This window comes from Streptomyces sp. NPDC020983 (assembly GCF_044333485.1).
Taxonomy (GTDB): Bacteria; Actinomycetota; Actinomycetes; order Streptomycetales; family Streptomycetaceae; genus Actinacidiphila.
Genome location: NZ_JBIRRA010000009.1, coordinates 319,712 through 338,355, shown reverse-complemented (window position 1 = coordinate 338,355; position 18,644 = coordinate 319,712). Strand labels below are relative to the sequence as shown.

Genomic DNA, 18,644 nt, shown 5'->3' with positions numbered 1-18,644 from the left:
CGGCCCGCGGCCGGACGTCAGAGCGCACGGGCGCCTGCCGCGTGCGGGGCGACGACGGGGCAGACCGCCAGCAGCGACCTGACGTACGCGGCGGAGGCGAGCGCCGCGTAGTTCCGCCACGCCTGGTTCATGTGCCGGTCGGCGTAGTCGCTGACCCCCTTCACCACGAACCAGCTCCGGCCCGTGGCGAACGCGGCGGTGCCGACCCCGGCCCCTTCCATCTCGACACCGATGATCCCGAAGCGCCGGGCCAGCTCGTCGCGGTTCACCGCGTGCCTGAGGGACCGGTCCGCGCTGCCGATGCGCCCGTAGTGGATCTTCGGCCGCCCGGCGAGGTGGCCGCTGAGCGCCGGATCCGGATGGGGGACGAGGCCGTCGCCGTCGCCGTCGTGGAGCACGTCCGTGGCGTCGTCCGGCCGGGCGAAGCCGGGCGCGGCCCGGACGGCCCGCTCGATCAGCGCCTCCCACGGCCGCTCTCCCAGGAGGACGCCGCCTCTCAGGCGCTCGACCCGGCGGCTCAGCAGTACCGACGGGCGGGGGAACCCGGCGCGCAGCTCGGACCCGGCCGCCCGGTCCACGATGTGGTCGTACGCCACCACGCCGTACGTCGCGACCAGGATGTCGCCCAGGCGCACGTGCCGCGCCGGGTCGGACGGTGCCGGGAAGCCCGCGGCGACGCCCGTCATGACGATCTGGTCGACGCTCGGGTAGCTGCGGATCAGGTGCGCCACCGACTCGGCCGCCGAGGCGGTGGCCGTCCCGCCGAGCTGGCACAGCACCACGCGGTGCGGCTGGGCCGGATCGACGCTCGGCAGCGTGCCCACCGTGTAGTCGGCCGGGTCGCCGTCGACCCAGTCGGGCTCCGGGCCGTCGAGTACCAGCGACGCCGCGGTGCGTTCCTCGGCCATCGCCGTGACGAGGGCGAGAGTGGGCGGTCCCGCCCCCTGCGGCCGTCCGCGGGTCACCGCGGTGGCCGACCGCCGGGTCCGTTCGTGCTGGAGGTAGGCCGTGTCGGCGTCGAGCTGGTCCAGGAGCCAGTCGCCGATCTCCCCGTCGTCGGCGGCGAATCCGCCGGGCGGCACCGGCCCGAGCAGTTTCGCCATGTTCCGCCGCGCGACCCGCGCCGTGGTCCTCATGTCGTCGAGTTCGGTGAGGAGGCGGGTCAGCCCCTGCACGGGCTCGTCGGCGACGTCGATGCTCTCGCCGAGGGCCTGGCGGACCCTCGCCTGGTAGCGCAGCTTGGCCGCCGTGACCAGGTACCGGGCGAAGACGCCGTGCTGCCCCTGCGACCAGGCCCAGTCCCCGAGGGAGTCCGGCCCGGACGCGTCGGTCAGCACGACGAGCCGGCGCTCGGCCCGGGGGTCGCCCGGCTGCGTCAGGTCGGTGACGGTGCAGCCCCCGGCCCGGGTGGTGTGCTCCGGATCCCGGCCGAGACCCGGGTCCGCGCCGTCCGGCGGGGCCGCGCCGAGGTAGAGGCGGACCGACCCGAGGAGGTGGTCGCTGTCGCCCGCGGTGGCCAGGTCCCAGGCCGCGTCCTGGTCCTCCCAGCGCGCGTGCGCCTCCTGCGCGCCGCCGGGGTCCTGCCCGAGGATGACGGACAGGACGAGGACGTCGTGCTCGCGCCACAGCAGCGCCTGGGCGCTGTCGTCCTGCGTCGTGGCGGCGGCGATCGGCGACGACAGCGGCAGTTCGGGCAGTTCGGGCAGTTCGGCCGGCAGTTCGGCCGGGAGGCCGAGCGCGTCGACCGCCCGGTTCGTGCCGAGGCTGCGGCGGCACCGGAGCCAGGTGCGGCGCAGCTGCTGGTAGGCCCGGTCGGCGTGGTCGCCGTCCGCCGCGGCGATCCGGTGGACGACCGTCTCCTGCCCGGTGACCGAGGCGGTGCGCGGGGGCAGGGGACCGGTCAGGAAGGGCGTGCCCAGGGCCGGGTCGCCGGCCCGTTCACCGAGACGGTGGACCAGGCGGTTGGCCACGAGCTGGACCGTGCGCGGCGCCCTGATCCTCTGGAGCCGGCGGGCGGCGCGCACCGGGCTGAGCATGTCCAGCTCGTCGAGGGCGTCGCGGACCGCGCCGGTCTCGCCCCTGGCGAGGGCGTCGTCCATCCCCACGAGCACGCGCTCGACCTTCACCCAGCCGGCCTCACCGAGGTCCCACTGCGCGAGGTCGGACAGCGCGGCGCGAACCGAGCGACCGATCCGGTCCTGAGCCGGGAAACCGGCTGTCATGGGCGTTCCGCCCCCTCCTGGTCCCGTGGCGCCCGGGTGCACCGGTCGTGGCGCCGTCCGACCGCTATCCGAAAGTCACCAGCCCGGCCCAGTTCCGGACCGGCCAGCCCCTGGCGCGGGCGGCCCGCTGCGCCCGGCGCAGGGCGAGGGCGGGGCCGTCCCCGCCGCCCACGTTGCGGATCGTGTCGGCGACGATGCGGCCGGTCGGACGGCTGGGCACCTCCCACGTGGCGCCCAGGACGTGAGCCGCGCCCCGGAGCCGGCAGACCGTGACCAGACTCGGCGGCCAGACCTCCGCGTTGTGGCGGCCCGACAGGCACGAACTGGCGATCACCCACCCCGGCAGGCGCCACGCGAGCAGGCGCTCCAGCGCCAGTTCCTCCTCCTCCAGCTCCAGCCGGAAGGCCGGTCCGCTGCCCTCGCCGTGGGCGCCCAGGAAGAGGATCTCGGGGGCGTCCTCCAGTGCGCGCTCCAGCCCCGCCGCGGTGGCCGCCGTGACCGGCGGCCGGGCGGTCACCTCGGCCAGCGCCCCGAGTTCCAGCTCGATGCCGGGCAGGAGCGGATCGGCCAGGACCGCCGCCGTCAGGGGGCGGCCCACGGCTGTGCCCCGCGGCTGCGACAGCGAGGGCAGGTGGCTCAGCGTCCGTTGCTCGACCAGGGCCGAGCCGCACAGGTCGAGGGCGCCGAACGGAACGAGCCACAGCGGCCCGTGCGGCACGAGCAGCAGTTCCTCGGCGGCGCCGGCCGCCAGTCCCGCCGGGAGCAGGGCCGCGCCCGCCTGACGCCACACCTCCGGGTCCGGGGACGGCGCGCGGGGATCGCCGTCGGCCAGCCGCTTGATCTCCTGCGCGGCCGCCCCCTCGACGGCGAACGGCGCGACCTCCACCGCCCCGTACGGGTCGATGTGGACACGCCATCCGCGCAGCAGGTCGGCGCGCGCCTCCAGTACGCGGTAGGCGAGTACGTCGCGGCCGGCCAGGGACTCCAGGGTGTCGGGCGGCGCCAGCGCGTCGGCCCTCCACCGGGCGGCCAGCGCGTCCGCCAGGTCGTCGAGTGCGGGACCGGCACCCTCCTGCGCCGGGTCCTCGTCCTCGCCGCCCCCGTGGAGGGCCGCGGCCACACCGTCGCCGGCGAGCGCCGTCATCACGGTCACCGCCAGCCGGCCCGCCGCCGCCGGGAGCGGCCGGGGACAACGGCCGTGCAGCCACTCCAGGGTGTCGGCGGCCAGTGTGCGCCAGTCGATCAGGAGCGACTGGCGTGCGCCGGGGTCGGCCATCGCGCCCGCCACCTCGCACAGCACCGCCCATCCGCGGGTCAGCTCGTGCAGTGCCCGGTCGACGTCGGTGCGCAGCTGGGCCCGCCAGATCATCACCTTCGCCCACGCGAACCCCTGCTCGGCCGCGACGGCGGCCTCCTCGAGGTCGGCGAAGAGGGCGAGCGCCCGCTCGGTGGCACCCTGTTCCCGGTACAGCCACGCGAGGACGAGGCCGGATCCGATCTGCCCGAGCACGTCACCGCGCTCCTTGTACCCGGCGACGGCCGCCTCCAGCCAGGAGCCGAAATCGACGCCGGGGGGCGTGCTCTTCGTCAGGAACAGTATGCCGAGGGCGCTGGAGCCGACGGCGGACATCCCGTGGCGGCGGGCGAGTTCGAAGGCCCTGCTCGCGTGCACGGTCGCCCGGCCCTCGTCGCCGAGACGCATCGACGCCTCGGCGATGCCCAGTTCCGCCTGCGCCACCAGGCCCTGCAGGGGCCGCGCGTCGGACCCGGCGCCCTCGGCCAGCAGTTCCGACAGCGCCTCGCTCACGCGGAGGACCTCCCGCCAGCGGCCGCTGGCCGCGGCCACCGTGCCCGAGACCGACAGGCCGATCACGCGCACGTGCAGGGGGTGTCCGGGTTCCAGCGACGCGCTGAGCGCCTTGGCGTACCGGACGGCGTCGGCCGTCCGGTCGAGCATGGACATCATCGCCGTGTACCGCCACGCGACGACCAGCCGGACGGTCTCGCTGCCACTGGCTTCGGCGGCCGCCATCGCCGTGCCCATGTAGGACTCGGCGCGGCCGGTGTCGCCCGCCTTGACGCACAGCAACGCCGCTTCGACCGCCAGTTGGGCCGCCGTCGACCGGTCGCCCTGCTCCTCGGCACCGTCGATCATCCGCCCGACGACCGCGATCGCCTCGGCGACCGGTCCTCTCAGCGCCTCGGCCAACCGGTCGGGTCTGTAGACGTCCATAGCTGTCGCCCAACGGCTGGCACGGCTGGTACACGGCGGATCCCATCGTAGTGAGCACACGGCCGCCGCGGGGCCGTGCGCCGCAATCCGCCGTGACGCGGCCCCGTCGCCGCAGGCGGCGGACGGCGGGCCACCGTCCTGCCGGACCGTCATGCCGACGTATCAGCCCACCAATCGGCGCCGGGCGGATAAACTGGACGGCCATGGGCGGGCGGAAGCCGGAAGTCCCGCAGGAGCCGGATCCCCCTCGCGCCGACGAAGCGGTCCGGGCCGCGGATCTGGGACTGGCCCTGCGGGCGAGGTTCGAGCAGACCGGCGTGACGGCGGACATCGACGCCGCCGTCGAGCACGGGCGCAGGGCCGTCGAACTGACCGCGCCCGACCATCCCGACCGCGCCTTCCACCTGTCCTGCCTCGCGAACACGCTGCACGTCCGGTACGAGTGCACCGGAGAGCTCCCGGACCTCGAATCGGCGGTCGGGTACGCCGAGGCGGCCGTCGGCGCAGGGGACCCGGGGTCCCCCCAGCACGCGATGCACCTGTCCAACCTGGGCAACGGCTTGCGGGCGCTCGCGGAGCACACGGGAGCCCTGGCCCCTCTGGAACGCGCGGTGTCGTCCGGCCGGGCCGCGGTGGCCGCCGCACCCCCCGGGGACGGGATGCTGCCGATGTACCTGGCCAACCTCAGCCTCGCCCTGCGCGTCCGGTTCGACGAGACACGCGAGGCCGGGGACCTCGACGAATCCATCGACACCGGCCGGCGCGCGGCGGACGCGGCCGACGCCGACGACCCCGACCGGCCCGCCTGGCTGTCGAACCTCTGCGGCGCCTTCCGGACCCGGTACGAGTGGTACGGCGACGACGCGGACCTCGAAGCCGCCGTCAGCCTCGGCCGGGAGGCGGTCGGCACCGCCGACCCGGACGACCCGGACGGGGCGATGTACGAGTCGAACCTGGCACTGGCGCTGCTGTGCCGCTTCGAGCGGTCGGAGGCGCCCGAGGACATCGGCGGGGCGCTCGACGCCCTGCGGAAAGCCGTCGACGCGACCGGCGAGGACGACCCCGACCTCCCCGCGTACCTGGCCAACACCGCTCTGGCGCTGCGTTCCCGCTTCGACCGGTTCGGCGAGGCGGCCGACCTCGACGCCGCGGTCGAGGCCGGCCGGGCGTCGGTGGCGCTCCTGCCGGACGGACACGCCGACCTGGTGCTGTACAAGGGGAACCTCAGCGGCATGCTGTGCGCGCGGTACACCTACACGAGCGACCCCGGCGACCTCGACGAGGCCGTCCGCGTCGGGACCGAGGCCGCGCGGAAGACCTCCGAACACGACGTCCGCCACTCGATGTGCCTGGCCAACGTGGGCATGGCACTCCGGGAACGCTTCTTCCGCACCGGCTCGACGGGCGACCTGGACGAGGCCGTCGAGATGGAGCAGAGGGCCGTGCGCAACCTCCCGGACGACCACCCGCAGCTGGTGAACCGGTTGTCGAACCTCGCGCTCAGCCTGCGCGCGCGCCACGAGCGCCTCGGCGTCGCCCGGGACCTGGACGAGGCCATCCGCGTCGCCCGCAGGGCGGTGGAGGCCGCCCGCGGCGCCGGCTACGGCCGGGCCCCGCTCCTGTCGAACCTGGCCACCGCGCTGCACGCCCGCCACGCGCGCACCTCGGCCGGGGAGGATCTCGCGGACTGCGTGCGCCTCAGCCGCGACGCCGTCGCGGCCTGCGACACCTCGCACCCCGACATCGCCATGTACCGGCACAACCTCGGCCTCGCGCTCCGGGATCGCTTCGACGTCGACGGCAACCCGCGGGACCTCGACGAAGCCGTGGAACTCGGCCGCCGCGCGGTCTCGTCCTCCGACGACCGGGATCTGATGAAGCCCGCGTACACGGCCGCGCTGGCCTCGGCCCTCCTCCTCAGGTCCGGCCACGGCGGCGACGGCACCGACGTGCGGGAGGCCCGGCGGCACGCCCGCGCGGCGCTGGCCGGGACACCCGAGGACCACCCCGACCGGGCCGGGTTCCTGACCGTGCTCGCCGAGGCGTGCCACGCCCACGGCACGTTCGCCCGCGACGCGGACGAACTCACGCAGGCGCTGGACCATGTGCGCGAGGCCGCGCGGTGCGAGAGCTCACCCGCGGCCGACCGGCTGGAGGCCGCGTACCGCTGGGGCCGGTGGGCCTGGGACCTGGGGCGCCGCGAACACGCTGCGGACGGCTACACCGCGGCCGTCGGACTGCTGCCGCTGCTCGCATGGCCCGGCCTGGACCGGGACACCCAGGAGGACACGCTCGCGGCCTGGAGCGGACTGGTGTCCCAGGCCGTCAGCTGCCTGGCCGCGATCGGGCGGGCGGACCGGGCGGTGGAGCTCGCCGAACGGGGCCGGTCGGTGCTGTGGGCCCACACCACGCGTCTGCGCACCCCCCTCCAGCACCTGGACGACGTCGCGCCCGAGATCGCCGCCGAACTGCGGACGGTGCGGGCCCGGCTCGACCAGCCGGCCGAGTGGTCCCGGATCCGGCGGCTGCGGGCGGCCGGCGCGGGGCCGTCGCCCGACGAGGCGCTCGTCGAACGCCGCCGCCTGGCGCGCAGATGGGACGCTCTCGTCGCACACGTGCAGGGACTGGACGGATTCGCCGGTTTCCCCGCCGCTTCGCACCCGGCCTTGGACGGCTCCGACCTCCCCGGGCCGGTCCTCCTCGCCAACACCAGCCGGCTGGGCTGCCACACCCTGGTCATCCGCCCGGGCGGGACGGCGGTCGTCGACCTGCCGGGGGTGTCCCACGCGGAAGTGCTGGAACGCAGCGGCCGGTGGCTGGACGCGGTCGATCCGGACGGGGACGTCGAGGATCCGGCGGCCGTGCTCCGCGACGCGCTCGCGTGGCTGTGGAAGACCGTCGCCGGACCGTCGTTGCGCGCCGCCGGACTGCTCGGCGACGGCGCCCGGCAGGAGCGCCCGAGGGTGTGGTGGCTGCCGGTCGGCCCGCTGTCGCTGCTCCCGCTGCATGCCGCCGGCGACCTGCTCGACGGGGCCCGCACGCACGTCGTCTCCTCGTACGCGCCGACCCTCGGGGCACTGGCCCGGGCCCGCCGCCCGCACCGGCCGTCCGGGACCACCCAGCTCGTCGTCGCCCTGCCGCACTCGCCCGAGGGCGACGCGCTGCCCGCGGTCGCCCGCGAGGCCGCGGCCGTGGCGGAGCTGACCCCGGCGACGTCGCTGCGCCGGCTCCTCGACGCGCAGGCCACGGCGGGCGCCGTCCGTACGGAACTCGGCCGCTGCGCCTGGGTGCACTTCGCCTGCCACGCCGAGCAGGACCACCGCCATCCCGCCGACAGCGCCTTCCGCCTGTGGGACTGGCAGACGGATCCGCTGACCCTCGGTGACCTCGCCGCCCTGCGCCTGGAGCACGCCGAGCTGGCCGTCCTCTCCGCGTGCCAGACCTCGTCGGGCAGCGCCCGGCTCCCCGACGAGGCCGCGCATCTCGCCGCGGCGATGCAGTTCATCGGCTACCGGCACGTCGTCGGCACGCTCTGGGCCGTCCCGGACGCCGCCGCACCGAGGCTGGCCCGGGCGCTCTACCCCCGCCTCCTGAACGGCGGCGCACCCGACGCGTCCCGCACCGCGCAGGCCCTCGACGAAGCGGTGGAGGTGCTTCGCGAGCGCTACCCGGGCGACCCGCGGATGTGGGCCGGCTACGTCCACCTGGGAGCGTGAGCGTCCCCCGACCGCGCCGCCGGGCTCACCCGCCCGCGGGCGTCGGCCCCCCGGGCCGCGCGCGGCCGTCCCCGTGCCCGTCGCCGGCGAAGGACAGCACCAGCTCGGCGACCCGTTCCGGGGCCTCCAGGATCGAGGTGTGCCCCACACCCGGCAGCGGATCGACCCGCACCCCCGGCACCGCCCGGTAGTCGCCGTACGACTCGGGCACCCAGCGCCCGTCCTGCTCCCCGTACACCACCTGGACCGGTGCGCCGAGGGCCGCCAGCCGGTCCGGCACCGGCTGCTCCGCCAGGTAGGCGTAGGAGGCGCGCATGGTCGTGAGGAAGGAGCGGAAGCTCATCAGGCGCAGCTCCTCGGCCAGTATCCGCGGCGCGTCGCTGCCCGCGGGGAAGCCGCCGCCGGAGAAGGCGCGGATCTGCTCGTCGGTCGGCGGCCACTGCACCTGCGCACCGGCGGCCCCCGCGTCCTGCGCGAGGAGGGCGTCGCGGCGCGGCCCGGTGTTGACGAGCACCAGCGCGCGCACCAGTTCCGGGTGCCGCTCGGCGAGGGCGACCGCGGTGTAGCCGCCACTGGAGTGGCCCACGACGACGGCCGGCGCGGCGTCCAGCAACTCCAGGACGCGCGCCGCCCGTTCGGCCTGCTCCGGGATGCCGTAGGCGCCGTCCGCGGGCTGCGCGGACCGCCCGTGGCCCAGCAGGTCGATGCGGACGACACGGTGGGCGGCGGCCAGCGGCGGCACCATCGCCTGCCACGACAGCGACGACGCCCCCGACCCGTGGATCAGCAGCAGGGCGGGGGCGTCGCGGGGCCCGTCCTGGCAGACGTGGATGTCGCCGCCGTCCAGCGGCAGCAGCGACATCCCCGCGGTGACGGGGCCGTCCGTGCGAGGTGAATGCGCATCAGGAGTCGTCATGCCGACCATTGTCGGCGCCGTGCCGCACCGCGGTGGGCAAGGCGCACGATCGAGGGCGGGTCGCCGGCCGGGCCCCGCGGGGCCCGGCCCGCCGGGGTTCACGCCCGGCCGGCGCCGGCCGCCACCCGCATCGCCCAGGCCAGGCAGCCCAGCGCGGCGGTGCTGACCAGGGTCCGCGCGATGTTCCAGTGGATCCAGGCGGATTCGAAGCGCGCCCGGACCGCCGCGAGGTCGTGGATGCGCCCGGGCGTGCCCGCGTCCGCGAGCCTGTTGTTGAGCGGGACGCTGAAGCCCATGGTGATCAGCAGCGACAGGGCGTAGAGCACCACGCCGGCGACGATCCACGGCAGCGCCGGGCGGCCGGTACCGCCGCGGTGCAGCACCGCCGCGGCGATGCCGAGCACCAGGGCGCCGCCGAAGGCGAGGGTGAACCAGCCGTTGAGGATGGCGACGTTGATGCGCTGCATCGCCTCCACGAGCGTGCGGTCGCCGGACCTGCCGAGGCCCGGCATCACCGCCACGGAGAAGGCGAAGTAGAGGCCGGCCATCAGACCGGTGGTCAGGGTCGCGGCGAGCAGGACGAGGCCGCTCAGGGTGCCGTTCACGGCAGCTCCTCGGGTGGTCGGGCGGCGGCCGGGCCGGGGCGCGGGCACCCACCGCCCGGCGCCGGGGGCGGCGCCGTACGCGGTGCGGGGGTCCTGTGCGGCGTGTGCGGCCCCCGGCGGCGGGCCGTAGGACGTCGGCGTGAACGGAGCGGTCCCCGCGGGGGACTTCCACGGTGCGTGCGGGGCCGTCTGCGGCGTCTGCGTCATGACCCCAGTCAACCCGCGGCCCCCGCCGCCCGGCCATCGCCGAGAAGCTCATCCGCATACGCGTGCGTCCAGGCCCGGGGGATGTCCCGGGATCCCCGGCGGAGCGGCGAGCGGCGCCGGATGCCGTGCCCCGCACGGCGGAGGGGCGTCCTCGTCACGGGCCGCGTTCCGCCCGGCCCGGCGACGCCGTGAGGTGCCGTGGCCGTCGCCGCACGCCCGCCGGGGGTCACGGGACACCCCTTAGGCTGTGCGCATGGATGCCCTGGCCAGCCTGCTGGACGGTCCGCGCGCGCACGGCGCCTTCCTGCTGCGCTCCGTCCTCACGCCGCCCTGGTCGCTGCGGATCGCCGACGAGGCGCCGCTGACGCTCGTGCACGTCGTGCAGAACGACGCGTGGATACGCACCGGGGACGTCCCCCCGCGCCGGCTGGGCGCCGGCGACATCGCCGTGGTCCGCGGCCCCGAGCCCTACACGATCGCGGGCGACCCCGACACCGAGCCGCGGATCGTCATCCACCCCGGGCAGGTGTCCACCACGGCCGAGGGCGTCGAGCTGTGCGAGCGGATGGACCTCGGGGTGCGCACCTGGGGCGACGTCCCCGCCGACCCCGCCCGGCCCGGCGAACTGCCGCCCGGCTGCGGTGTCCTGGTCACCGGCACGTACGAGATGGGCGGCGAGATCGGCGGTCGGCTGCTGTCCGCGCTGCCGCGCGTGCTGGTGCTGCCCGCCGGGGCCTGGTCCAGCCCGCTGCCCGCGCTGCTGGGCGAGGAGGTCGTACGCGACGAACCCGGCCAGGAGGTGGTGCTCGACCGGCTGCTGGACCTGCTGCTCATCGCGGTCCTGCGGGCCTGGTTCGCGCGCCCCGAGGCCGCCGCCCCCGCCTGGTACGCCGCGCAGGCCGACCCGGTCGTCGGGCCGACGCTGCGGCTGCTGCACGACGACCCCGCGCACCCCTGGACGGTCGCGGACCTCGCCGCGCGCACCGGCGTCTCGCGGGCCGCGCTCGGCCGCCGCTTCACCGAGCTGGTCGGCGAGCCGCCCATGGCCTACCTCACCGGCTGGCGCCTCGCCCTGGCCGCCGACCTGCTGCGCGAGCCGGACGCCACGATCGCCGCGGTCGCGCGCAAGGTCGGCTACGGCAGCCCGTTCGCGCTCAGCGCGGCCTTCAAGCGGGTACGCGGCATCAGCCCGCAGCAGTACCGGGAACGCACCGCCGCGGCCTCGTAGCCCGCGGCCGCACGCACCGCGCCCGGGAGGCACGCGCACGGGAGCCACGGCACGGGATCACGGACAGCAGCGACGCGACGGAAGGCGGCACGGTATGACGGGCACGGGATCGGGCAAGGGGCCGGACGCGGGGCCGGGCACGGGATCGGCCTCCGCGGCCACCTTCACCGCGCTGACCGGCTTCACCGGCGGCGCGCTCCCCTACGCGGGCGGCAACCCCTACGCCGACTACCGCGCGGCCGCCGCCGCGCGCGCGGACCTCACAGGGCTGGTGGACCTCGCCGACCGCCGGCTCGGCGCCGGGGTGGCCGCCGCCAACGACGAGTTCTTCGCCGAGCGCGAGAACCTGCTGCTGCGTGCCCCCGCCGTCTTCGACCCGGAGCGCTTCGGGCACAAGGGCAAGGTGATGGACGGCTGGGAGACCCGGCGCCGGCGCGGCCCGTCCGCCGACCTGCCGCACCCCCTGCCGGGCGACCACGACTGGGCGCTGATCCGGCTCGGCGCGCCCGGCGTCGTACGCGCCGTCGTCGTCGACACCGCGCACTTCCGCGGCAACCACCCGCAGGCCGTCTCCGTGGACGCGGTCGCCGCCGACCCGGCGGCCGCACCCGAGGAGCTGCTCGACCCGGCGGTGCGCTGGACCGGGCTGATCGGGCACGCCCCCGTGGGCGGGCACGCGGAGAACGTCTTCGCCGTCCACCACGAGCGCCGTGTCACCCACCTGCGGCTGCGTCAGCACCCGGACGGCGGCGTCGCCCGGCTGCGGGTGCTCGGCGAGGTGGTGCCCGACCCGTCGTGGCTCGCGGCGCTCGGGACGTTCGACCTGGCGGCGCTGGAGAACGGCGGCAGGGTGCTGGACGCCTCCGACCGCTTCTACTCGCCGCCCGAGAACACCCTGCTGCCCGGCCGCCCGCAGCGGATGGACGAGGCCTGGGAGACCCGGCGGCGGCGGGACGGCGGCCACGACTGGATCTGCTACCGGCTCGCGGAGCAGGGTGAGATACGCGCCGTCGAGATCGACACCGGCTACCTCAAGGGCAACGCCGCCGGATGGGCCGAGCTGTGGGTCAAGAACTCCCCGCAGGACCGGGACTCGCCGCAGGACCGTGAATCCCCGCAGGACCGGGACTCCCCGCAGGCCGCGGACGGTGACAGCACGTCCTGGACCCGGCTCCTCGGCCGGGTACGGCTGCAACCGGACACCGTCCACCGCTTCCTGACGCCCCCGACGCCCGCGACCCACGCCCGGCTCGACATCCTCCCGGACGGCGGTGTCGCCCGGCTGCGGCTGCACGGCTCGCTGACCGGAGCGGGCGCGCGGCGGCTCGCCGCCCGCCACGCCGCGCTCTCCTGAGGGCGGGCGCACGCGAGGGGGCCGGCCGTCAGCGGGCCCCGAACAGCTCCAGCAGCGCGTCCTTGCCGAACATCCGGGCGGTGTCCACGGCCGAGGGCGCTCCCGCCTCCGGGTCGGCGCCCGCCTGGACGAGCGCGGCGACCACGTCGTCCTCGCCCTTGAAGACCGCCCCCGCCAGCGGGGTCTGGCCGCGGTCGTTGGCCCGGTCGGGCTCCGCCCCGCGCTCCAGCAGCGCCCTGACGGCGGGCGCGTGGCCGTGGTAGGCGGCCAGCATGAGCAGGGTGTCGCCGCGGTCGTTGGTCAGGTTCGCCGGGACCCCCGCGTCGACGTAGGCGGCGAGCCGGTCGGTGTCGCCCTGCCGCGCCAGGTCGAAGACCTGGGAGGCGAGTTGCAGGACCTCCGGGTCGTGCGCGGGTTCCTGCTCGGGGGTCGGCTCCGTCATGGGCTCAGACTAAGCGGGGCAGGGGCCCGCGAAGAAGGAGATCACCACGCGCTGCGGCGCGCCGTCACCCGCTCGGATGTCCAGCGGCACGCACGCCCGGCCGTCGCCCGCGACGAAGAAGGCCCCCAGGTAGGAGGTGGCCCCGCCGGGGCAGCCCTGGAAGGTCACCGCGGGGGCCGGCGCCAGGCCCTGGTCCCCGCCGAACTCCAGGCCGGCGCGGGCCCGCTGCTCGGCCCCGATCAGCACGGTGACCGGGCCGCCGGAACCGAGGGTCGCGCCGGTCGTGTAGTGCCAGCCGTCCGCGTCGTGGACGCCGTACGCGTCCTGGTCGCCGTCCTCCAGCGCCCGCAGGCCGTGCAGGGTGAGCGGGCCCACCGTGACGTCCTTCGCGGTGGGCGCCGCCGGCACGGCAGGGGCCCACGGGCGGTCCACGGCGCTGCCGCCGGCTCCCGTCGTGCGGCCGTCGGCGCAGGTCACTGGCCGGGGGTGGGCGATGCTGCCGACCGGCGGGCCGGGGGAGGCCGCGGGGGGCGCCGGGTCCCGCGCGGCGCCGTGGCCGCCCGCCGAGCAGGCTGCCGCCAGGGGCAGCCACGCCGCCCCTAACCACACGAGGACCGCCCGGCCCGCCGGGGCCGTGTGCCGGTGCCGTCCTGACATGGACATCACCCCCACTCAGGACATTACGTGGTCAGCCCAGCGGCGACCAGACCGCCAGTTGCCGGACCAGGGCGGCCTCCCCGGTGACCCGCAGCGCGCCGTCCTCGTCCCAGGGCAGCCGGCGGTGCAGCGCCAGCAGCAGGTCGCTCGCGGGCGCGGACACCGTCGCGTCCGCCTCCGGGCGGCCCGCGCCCGCCGAGCCGCGGATCGCCGAGGCGCCCGTCGCGTCGAGTATCAGCGTCCAGGCGCGGCCCTCGTCGGCCACCAGGGCGACCCGGGCGGGGGAGTCCGGCCAGCCGTCCATCGCGCCGAAGGCGGCGTGCAGCATCTCGTCCAGCGCGTCCAGCGCCACTTCCGCCGGCACCGGCTCGGGCGCCCCCGCGGCCCCCTGCGCGTCCCGTGCGTGCACGGCCGCCTCCCGGACCTGCTGCCGCGCCACCGCCCCCGCCGTGGCGCGGGTCCCCGACTCCGCCCACCACGTCCAGCACGGCGCCCCGGGCCCCGCGGCGCGCAGCGCCCCGACCAGCTCCGCGGTGCCGGCCGCCGACCACTCCAGCAGGTCGCCCTCGGGGGCGCGCCGCGGCACCTCCCGGTCGGCGAGCGGCCGCCGGGCCGGGCTCGCGGCGACGACCGCGGCCCAGAAGCGCTGCGTCGCCCCCACGTGCGCCACCAGATCCGCCACCGTCCAGTCCGGGCAGCCGGGGACGCCCGCGCCCGCCGGCGCCGCGCGCACCGCCGACCGCAGCGCGGCGGACCGCTCCTCGATCAGCCGGAGCCGGCCGTCGAAGGCGTCCGGCCGGTGCGGCGTTGCGGCGGACGGGGTGCCGGACAGGCTGCCGGGGCTGCCGGGGGAGCCGGGGGAGCCGGGGGAGGAGGACGACGGAGGCGAGGGCCGGGACGGCAACGGCGACGACGGCGGGGGCGTCTTCATGTACTCCGTTGTAGCAGTGACGTACGACACACCGTCCCCCGCCGCCCGGCTCGTCCGGTCCGCCCGCGCCCCGCAACGAGGGGCGGCTCCCGGGGCTTTGACCGAACCCGGCCAAGGGGGGCCTGTTCACAGCGCCGCCGAGGCTGTTCCATGGTGATCGTCCAACCCGCGGGGCACACCCGCCCCGCGGGCGGCCCACCGCAGCCGCGCGGTGCGGCCCACCAGCGAGAACCGGATGAGGTGGCCTTGGCTACGACCGTGACCAGCACGACGGTGCGCATACCGGCCGCCCCGCTCGGCCCGGAGAATCCGCTGCCCGCCCTGCACCCGAACAGCGAGCTGCACCGGATCGACCCGGCCGACCTCGCGGGGCTGCCCGCCGACATGGCCCGGCAGATCGGCTACGCGCCGCTGCGCACGGTGCTGCCCGTGCGCGTCCTCGACGCCTACGGCCGGGACCGCGCGCCCGCCGACCTGGACGCGCTCGTGATCGAGAACGGCCGGCTGCGCGCCACCGTGCTGCCCGGCCTCGGCGGCCGGCTGTACTCGCTCGTCCACAAGGCCACCGGGCGCGAACTCCTCTACCGCAACCCGGTGTTCCAGCCCGCCGACTTCGCACTGGCCGGCGCCTGGTTCTCCGGCGGGGTCGAGTGGAACCTCGGCGCCACCGGCCACGCCGCGCACACCTGCGCCCCGCTGCACGCCGCCAAGGTGCCCGCCCCGGACGGCGGCGAGATGCTGCGGCTGTGGGAGTGGGAGCGGCTGCGCGACCTGGCCTTCCAGATCGACTTCTGGCTGCCGGAGGACTCCGACTTCCTCTACGTCGGCATCCGGGTGCGCAACCCGCACGACCGCACCGTGCCCGCGTACTGGTGGTCCAACACCGCGGTGCCGGACACCGACCGCACCCGCGTCCTGGCGCCCGCGCAGGCGGCCTGGCACTTCGGGCACGAGCGCCGGCTGCGGCAGGTCGGCATGCCGGTGCCCGTGCCCGGCGGCGCCGACGTCAGCTACCCCGGTGGCTCGGAGCACGCCGCCGACTACTTCCTCGACATCCGCGGTGACGACCGCCGCTGGATCGCGGCCCTCGACGGCGACGGGCAGGGCCTCGTCCAGACCTCCACCGACCTGCTGCGCGGCCGGAAGATCTTCTGGTGGGGCCGCGGGCGCGGCGGCAGCCGCTGGCAGGAGTGGCTCACCGAACCGGGCACCGGCGGCTACCTGGAGATCCAGGCGGGCCTGGCCCGTACCCAGTTCGAGCACATCCCGATGCCCGCCGACACCGACCTGTCCTGGCTTGAGGCCTACGGCCCGCTGGCCGCCGATCCCGGGCCGGTGCACGGCGCCGACTGGGGCGCCGCGCGCGCCGAGGCCGCGGCCCGGCTGGAGGCCGCGCTGCCCCGCGCCGCCGTCGACACGGCCTACGCCGACTGGCTCGGGCACGCCGACGCCGAGCCCAAGGAGATCCTGCGCACCGGATCCGGCTGGGGTGCGCTGGAGGCCGAGCGCGGCCACCTGCGGCTGCCCGGCACGCCCTTCGACGCCACGACGCTCGGCGAGCAGCAGAAGCCCTGGCTCGAACTGCTGCTGGCCGGCGTCTTCCCGCGGCCCCCGGCCGGCGCCGCGCCCGGCCCCGCCCTGGTCGCCCCGCAGTGGCGCGAGCTGCTGGAATCCGCCGACACCTACCCCGGCAACGAGTGGTTCCGCGACTACTACCTCGGCATCGCCCAGTGGGCCGCCGGCGACCGTGCGCAGGCCGTGCGCAGCTGGGAGCGCTCGCTCGCCGCCCACCCCTCGCCGTGGGCGGCCCGCGCGCTCGCCGTCGCCGACGTCACCGAGGGCCGCGCCGGCCAGGCCGCCGACCGCTACACCGCCGCCTGGGACGACCTGGCCGCCACCGCCGCGCAGTACGGTCCGCAGGTGCGCGACGTGCAGCGCGCGCTGCTCGCCGAGGCCGTCCCCGTGCTGCTGGACGCCGGCCGCGCGCACGAGGCGGCGCGGCTGCTCGCCGCGCCCGCCCTCGACGGCGGCGCCCCGTTCGACGACGGCCGGATCCGGCTGCTGCGCGCCCGTACCGCGCTGGCCCTCGGCGACGCCCCCGCCGCCCGCGCCCTGCTGGACGAGGGCATCGTCGTCGCCGACCTGCGGGAAGGCGCCGAGGAGCTGAGCGACACCTGGGCCGCGGTGGCCGAGCGGCTGGTCGCCGGGGAGGGCGTGGTCACCGACGCGGTACGGGCGAAGGCCCGCGCCGCGCACCCGCTGCCGGCGCACTACGACTTCCTGATGCGCCCCGAGGGGAGCTGACCGGCCGTCACCTGCCGCCCCTCCCACGGGGAAAACCGTTGGCCCGCGCGTGACCCGTGCGGCCACAGTGGTCTGCGCGCCCCCGGCCGGTCCGGGGGCGACCACCAGCACACCACCGGGGGAGGGGACAGCCATGTCCACACTGCGGGTGACCGCCGAGCGGCTCACCGTCACGGAGCATCCGAACGCCGACGCACTGGAGCTGGCGCAGGTCGGCCTGTACCGCGCGGTCGTCGCCAAGGGTGCCTTCCGCACCGGGGACTTCGCCGTCTACATCCCCGAGCAGGCCGTCCTGCCCGATCCGCTGATCGGCGAGCTGGGCCTGACCGGACGGCTCGCGGGCAGCGCCGCCAACCGCGTCAAGGCGGTACGGCTGCGCGGGGAGCTGTCGCAGGGCATCGTCTGCCGCCCGGCCGCACTGGGCGGCACCGACCTGGAACGCGCCGCCGCCGAGGGCGAGGACTTCGCGGAGGCGCTCGGCATCACCAAGTGGGTGCCGCCGGTGCCGGTGTCGATGAGCGGCGACGTCGAGTCCGCGCCCGACCTGCTGCCCTGGACCGACATCGAGAACCTCAAGCGCCACCCCGGCATCTTCGCCGCCGGCGACCTCGTCACCGTCACCGAGAAGCTGCACGGCACCGCCTGCTGCCTCACGTACTACGCGGAAGACGGCGCCGTCCACGTGACGTCCAAGGGCCTCGGCTCGCAGCGCCTCGCCCTCACCGAGGCCCCCGGCAACCTCTACTGGCGCGCCGTCCGCGGCTACGGCCTGCCCGAACTCGCCGCGGAGCTGGCCCGCACCCTCGGCGCGGCCCGGATCGGCATCTACGGCGAGGTCTACGGCGGCGGTGTCCAGGACCTCGGCTACGGCGTCGACGCGCGCCGCGAACTGCCCGGCTACGCCGCCTTCGACGTGTGCGCCGACATCGACGGCCGGCTGTGCTGGCTGGATCCGGCGGAGCTGCCGGTCGGCGACCTGCCGCTCGTCCCGCGGCTCTACCACGGCCCCTTCGACCTGGACCGGGTGCTGGAGCTCGCGCAGGGCCGTGAGACGGTCTCCGGCCGCGAGGTGCACATCCGCGAGGGCGTGGTCGTCCGTACCGCAGACGGCACGTACAGCCCCGTCGTCGGCGGCCGGGCCATCGCCAAGGTGGTCGGCGACGCGTACCTGACCCGCAAGGGCGGTACCGAGTACGAGTGAGGCCCCGCGCGGGCCCGGCACCGGCACGCCCGGGCCGGGCCCGCGCCGTTTCCGGCGCCCGGTCCCGCATGGACGGGCCGGGGACGGGTACGCGGCGGGGGTCAGCGAGACAACCGCACGCGTAAGCCCGACCACGCGGCCGCGGGTCCGGCCGGCGGCCGCAGACCCGCCCCCGCGGCGAGAGGACCTCAGCGATGACCGACGACATGAGCCCCGACGGCGCCCTTCCCCCCGCCCAGCGCGCGCTGCACGAGATCGCGAGCGGCAGCGAGAACGTCGTCGCCCTCAGCACCCTTGCGGTGAGCGACGTGCTGCTGCCGGTGCCGGGCGGCGACGAGCAGCCCGGCGGCGCCGAACTCCCGCGGGAGATCCAGCTGCCCGTCTACGAGCAGGACGACGGCCGGCAGCTCGTCCCCGTCTTCACCTCGGAGACCCGGATGGCCGAGGCCCTGCCCACCACCCGCCGCTACCGGCTGGTCCAGCTCGCGGCGCTCAGCGGCGCCTGGCCCTCCGACGACCTGATCCTGTCCATCGACACCGGCAACGCCGACTCCCTCAGCATCTCCGGCCAGGGTGTGCGCGCCCTCGCCGGGCTCATCGGCGGCAGCAACTGACCCCGGCCGGCGGT

The 18,644-nt window shown here is 76.5% G+C and carries 13 protein-coding genes; 6 read left to right on the top strand and 7 right to left on the bottom strand.

Annotated elements, in window-relative coordinates:
• Positions 1 to 17: 17 nt before the first annotated feature.
• Both ACH4SE_RS22425 and ACH4SE_RS22420 read right to left on the bottom strand, forming a co-directional pair.
• Positions 18 to 2,222, bottom strand: coding sequence for a CATRA conflict system CASPASE/TPR repeat-associated protein (locus tag ACH4SE_RS22425; protein WP_398545184.1), 2,205 nt, complete (start codon positions 2,220 to 2,222; stop codon positions 18 to 20).
• A 64-nt stretch (positions 2,223 to 2,286) separates the two neighbouring features.
• Positions 2,287 to 4,455 carry a CHAT domain-containing protein gene (locus ACH4SE_RS22420; protein WP_398545183.1) on the bottom strand — a complete coding sequence of 723 codons (2,169 nt, stop codon included), beginning with the start codon at positions 4,453 to 4,455 and terminating at the stop codon, positions 2,287 to 2,289.
• Positions 4,456 to 4,658: 203 nt separating this feature from the next.
• On the opposite strand from ACH4SE_RS22420, the gene ACH4SE_RS22415 reads away from it, so the two are divergent.
• Complete coding sequence (locus tag ACH4SE_RS22415; protein ID WP_398545182.1) at positions 4,659 to 8,171, top strand: CHAT domain-containing protein; 3,513 nt, start codon at positions 4,659 to 4,661, stop codon at positions 8,169 to 8,171.
• A gap of 25 nt (positions 8,172 to 8,196) precedes the next feature.
• On the opposite strand, the gene ACH4SE_RS22410 is transcribed toward ACH4SE_RS22415, so the two are convergent.
• Both ACH4SE_RS22410 and ACH4SE_RS22405 read right to left on the bottom strand, forming a co-directional pair.
• Positions 8,197 to 9,087, bottom strand: coding sequence for an alpha/beta fold hydrolase (locus ACH4SE_RS22410; RefSeq protein ID WP_398545181.1), 891 nt, complete (start codon positions 9,085 to 9,087; stop codon positions 8,197 to 8,199).
• 98 nt (positions 9,088 to 9,185) lie between these two features.
• Positions 9,186 to 9,692 carry a DUF1772 domain-containing protein gene (locus tag ACH4SE_RS22405; RefSeq protein ID WP_398545180.1) on the bottom strand — a complete coding sequence of 169 codons (507 nt, stop codon included), beginning with the start codon at positions 9,690 to 9,692 and terminating at the stop codon, positions 9,186 to 9,188.
• Positions 9,693 to 10,152: 460 nt separating this feature from the next.
• Here ACH4SE_RS22405 and ACH4SE_RS22400 point away from each other — a divergent pair, with 460 nt between their 5' ends.
• The gene (locus tag ACH4SE_RS22400; protein WP_398545179.1) at positions 10,153 to 11,127 is read left to right on the top strand and encodes an AraC family transcriptional regulator; all 975 of its coding nucleotides are present in this window, start codon (positions 10,153 to 10,155) and stop codon (positions 11,125 to 11,127) included.
• Between the two features lie 94 nt (positions 11,128 to 11,221).
• Entirely contained in the window at positions 11,222 to 12,481 is a 1,260-nt protein-coding gene (gene alc, locus ACH4SE_RS22395) for an allantoicase (RefSeq protein WP_398545178.1), read from the top strand.
• A 28-nt stretch (positions 12,482 to 12,509) separates the two neighbouring features.
• On the opposite strand, the gene ACH4SE_RS22390 is transcribed toward alc, so the two are convergent.
• The 3 genes from ACH4SE_RS22390 to ACH4SE_RS22380 form a co-directional block, all read right to left on the bottom strand.
• On the bottom strand, positions 12,510 to 12,923 hold the full coding sequence (locus ACH4SE_RS22390; RefSeq protein ID WP_398545177.1) for an ankyrin repeat domain-containing protein: 414 nt from the start codon (positions 12,921 to 12,923) through the stop codon (positions 12,510 to 12,512).
• A 9-nt stretch (positions 12,924 to 12,932) separates the two neighbouring features.
• Complete coding sequence (locus ACH4SE_RS22385) at positions 12,933 to 13,400, bottom strand: hypothetical protein (RefSeq protein ID WP_398545176.1); 468 nt, start codon at positions 13,398 to 13,400, stop codon at positions 12,933 to 12,935.
• Positions 13,401 to 13,611: 211 nt separating this feature from the next.
• Positions 13,612 to 14,511 carry a maleylpyruvate isomerase N-terminal domain-containing protein gene (locus tag ACH4SE_RS22380; RefSeq protein ID WP_398545175.1) on the bottom strand — a complete coding sequence of 300 codons (900 nt, stop codon included), beginning with the start codon at positions 14,509 to 14,511 and terminating at the stop codon, positions 13,612 to 13,614.
• A 246-nt stretch (positions 14,512 to 14,757) separates the two neighbouring features.
• Between ACH4SE_RS22380 and ACH4SE_RS22375 the strand changes: the two genes are divergently transcribed.
• The 3 genes from ACH4SE_RS22375 to ACH4SE_RS22365 all read left to right on the top strand — a co-directional run bounded on the left by ACH4SE_RS22375 (position 14,758) and on the right by ACH4SE_RS22365 (position 18,630).
• Positions 14,758 to 16,815 carry a DUF5107 domain-containing protein gene (locus ACH4SE_RS22375; RefSeq protein ID WP_398545174.1) on the top strand — a complete coding sequence of 686 codons (2,058 nt, stop codon included), beginning with the start codon at positions 14,758 to 14,760 and terminating at the stop codon, positions 16,813 to 16,815.
• A 133-nt stretch (positions 16,816 to 16,948) separates the two neighbouring features.
• Positions 16,949 to 18,016, top strand: coding sequence for an RNA ligase (ATP) (locus tag ACH4SE_RS22370; protein WP_398545173.1), 1,068 nt, complete (start codon positions 16,949 to 16,951; stop codon positions 18,014 to 18,016).
• A 194-nt stretch (positions 18,017 to 18,210) separates the two neighbouring features.
• A complete protein-coding gene (locus ACH4SE_RS22365) occupies positions 18,211 to 18,630 on the top strand; it encodes an SseB family protein (RefSeq protein WP_398545172.1) in 420 nt (139 codons plus the stop codon).
• The last annotated feature ends 14 nt before the right edge of the window (positions 18,631 to 18,644 follow it).

Coding starts and splice junctions, on each gene's coding strand:
- ACH4SE_RS22425 (WP_398545184.1), bottom strand. CDS start 2,222: ATGACAGCCGGTTTCCCGGCTCAGGACCGGATCGGTCGCTCGGTTCGC.
- ACH4SE_RS22420 (WP_398545183.1), bottom strand. CDS start 4,455: ATGGACGTCTACAGACCCGACCGGTTGGCCGAGGCGCTGAGAGGACCG.
- ACH4SE_RS22415 (WP_398545182.1), top strand. CDS start 4,659: ATGGGCGGGCGGAAGCCGGAAGTCCCGCAGGAGCCGGATCCCCCTCGC.
- ACH4SE_RS22410 (WP_398545181.1), bottom strand. CDS start 9,087: ATGACGACTCCTGATGCGCATTCACCTCGCACGGACGGCCCCGTCACC.
- ACH4SE_RS22400 (WP_398545179.1), top strand. CDS start 10,153: ATGGATGCCCTGGCCAGCCTGCTGGACGGTCCGCGCGCGCACGGCGCC.
- alc (WP_398545178.1), top strand. CDS start 11,222: ATGACGGGCACGGGATCGGGCAAGGGGCCGGACGCGGGGCCGGGCACG.
- ACH4SE_RS22390 (WP_398545177.1), bottom strand. CDS start 12,923: ATGACGGAGCCGACCCCCGAGCAGGAACCCGCGCACGACCCGGAGGTC.
- ACH4SE_RS22380 (WP_398545175.1), bottom strand. CDS start 14,511: ATGAAGACGCCCCCGCCGTCGTCGCCGTTGCCGTCCCGGCCCTCGCCT.
- ACH4SE_RS22370 (WP_398545173.1), top strand. CDS start 16,949: ATGTCCACACTGCGGGTGACCGCCGAGCGGCTCACCGTCACGGAGCAT.
- ACH4SE_RS22365 (WP_398545172.1), top strand. CDS start 18,211: ATGACCGACGACATGAGCCCCGACGGCGCCCTTCCCCCCGCCCAGCGC.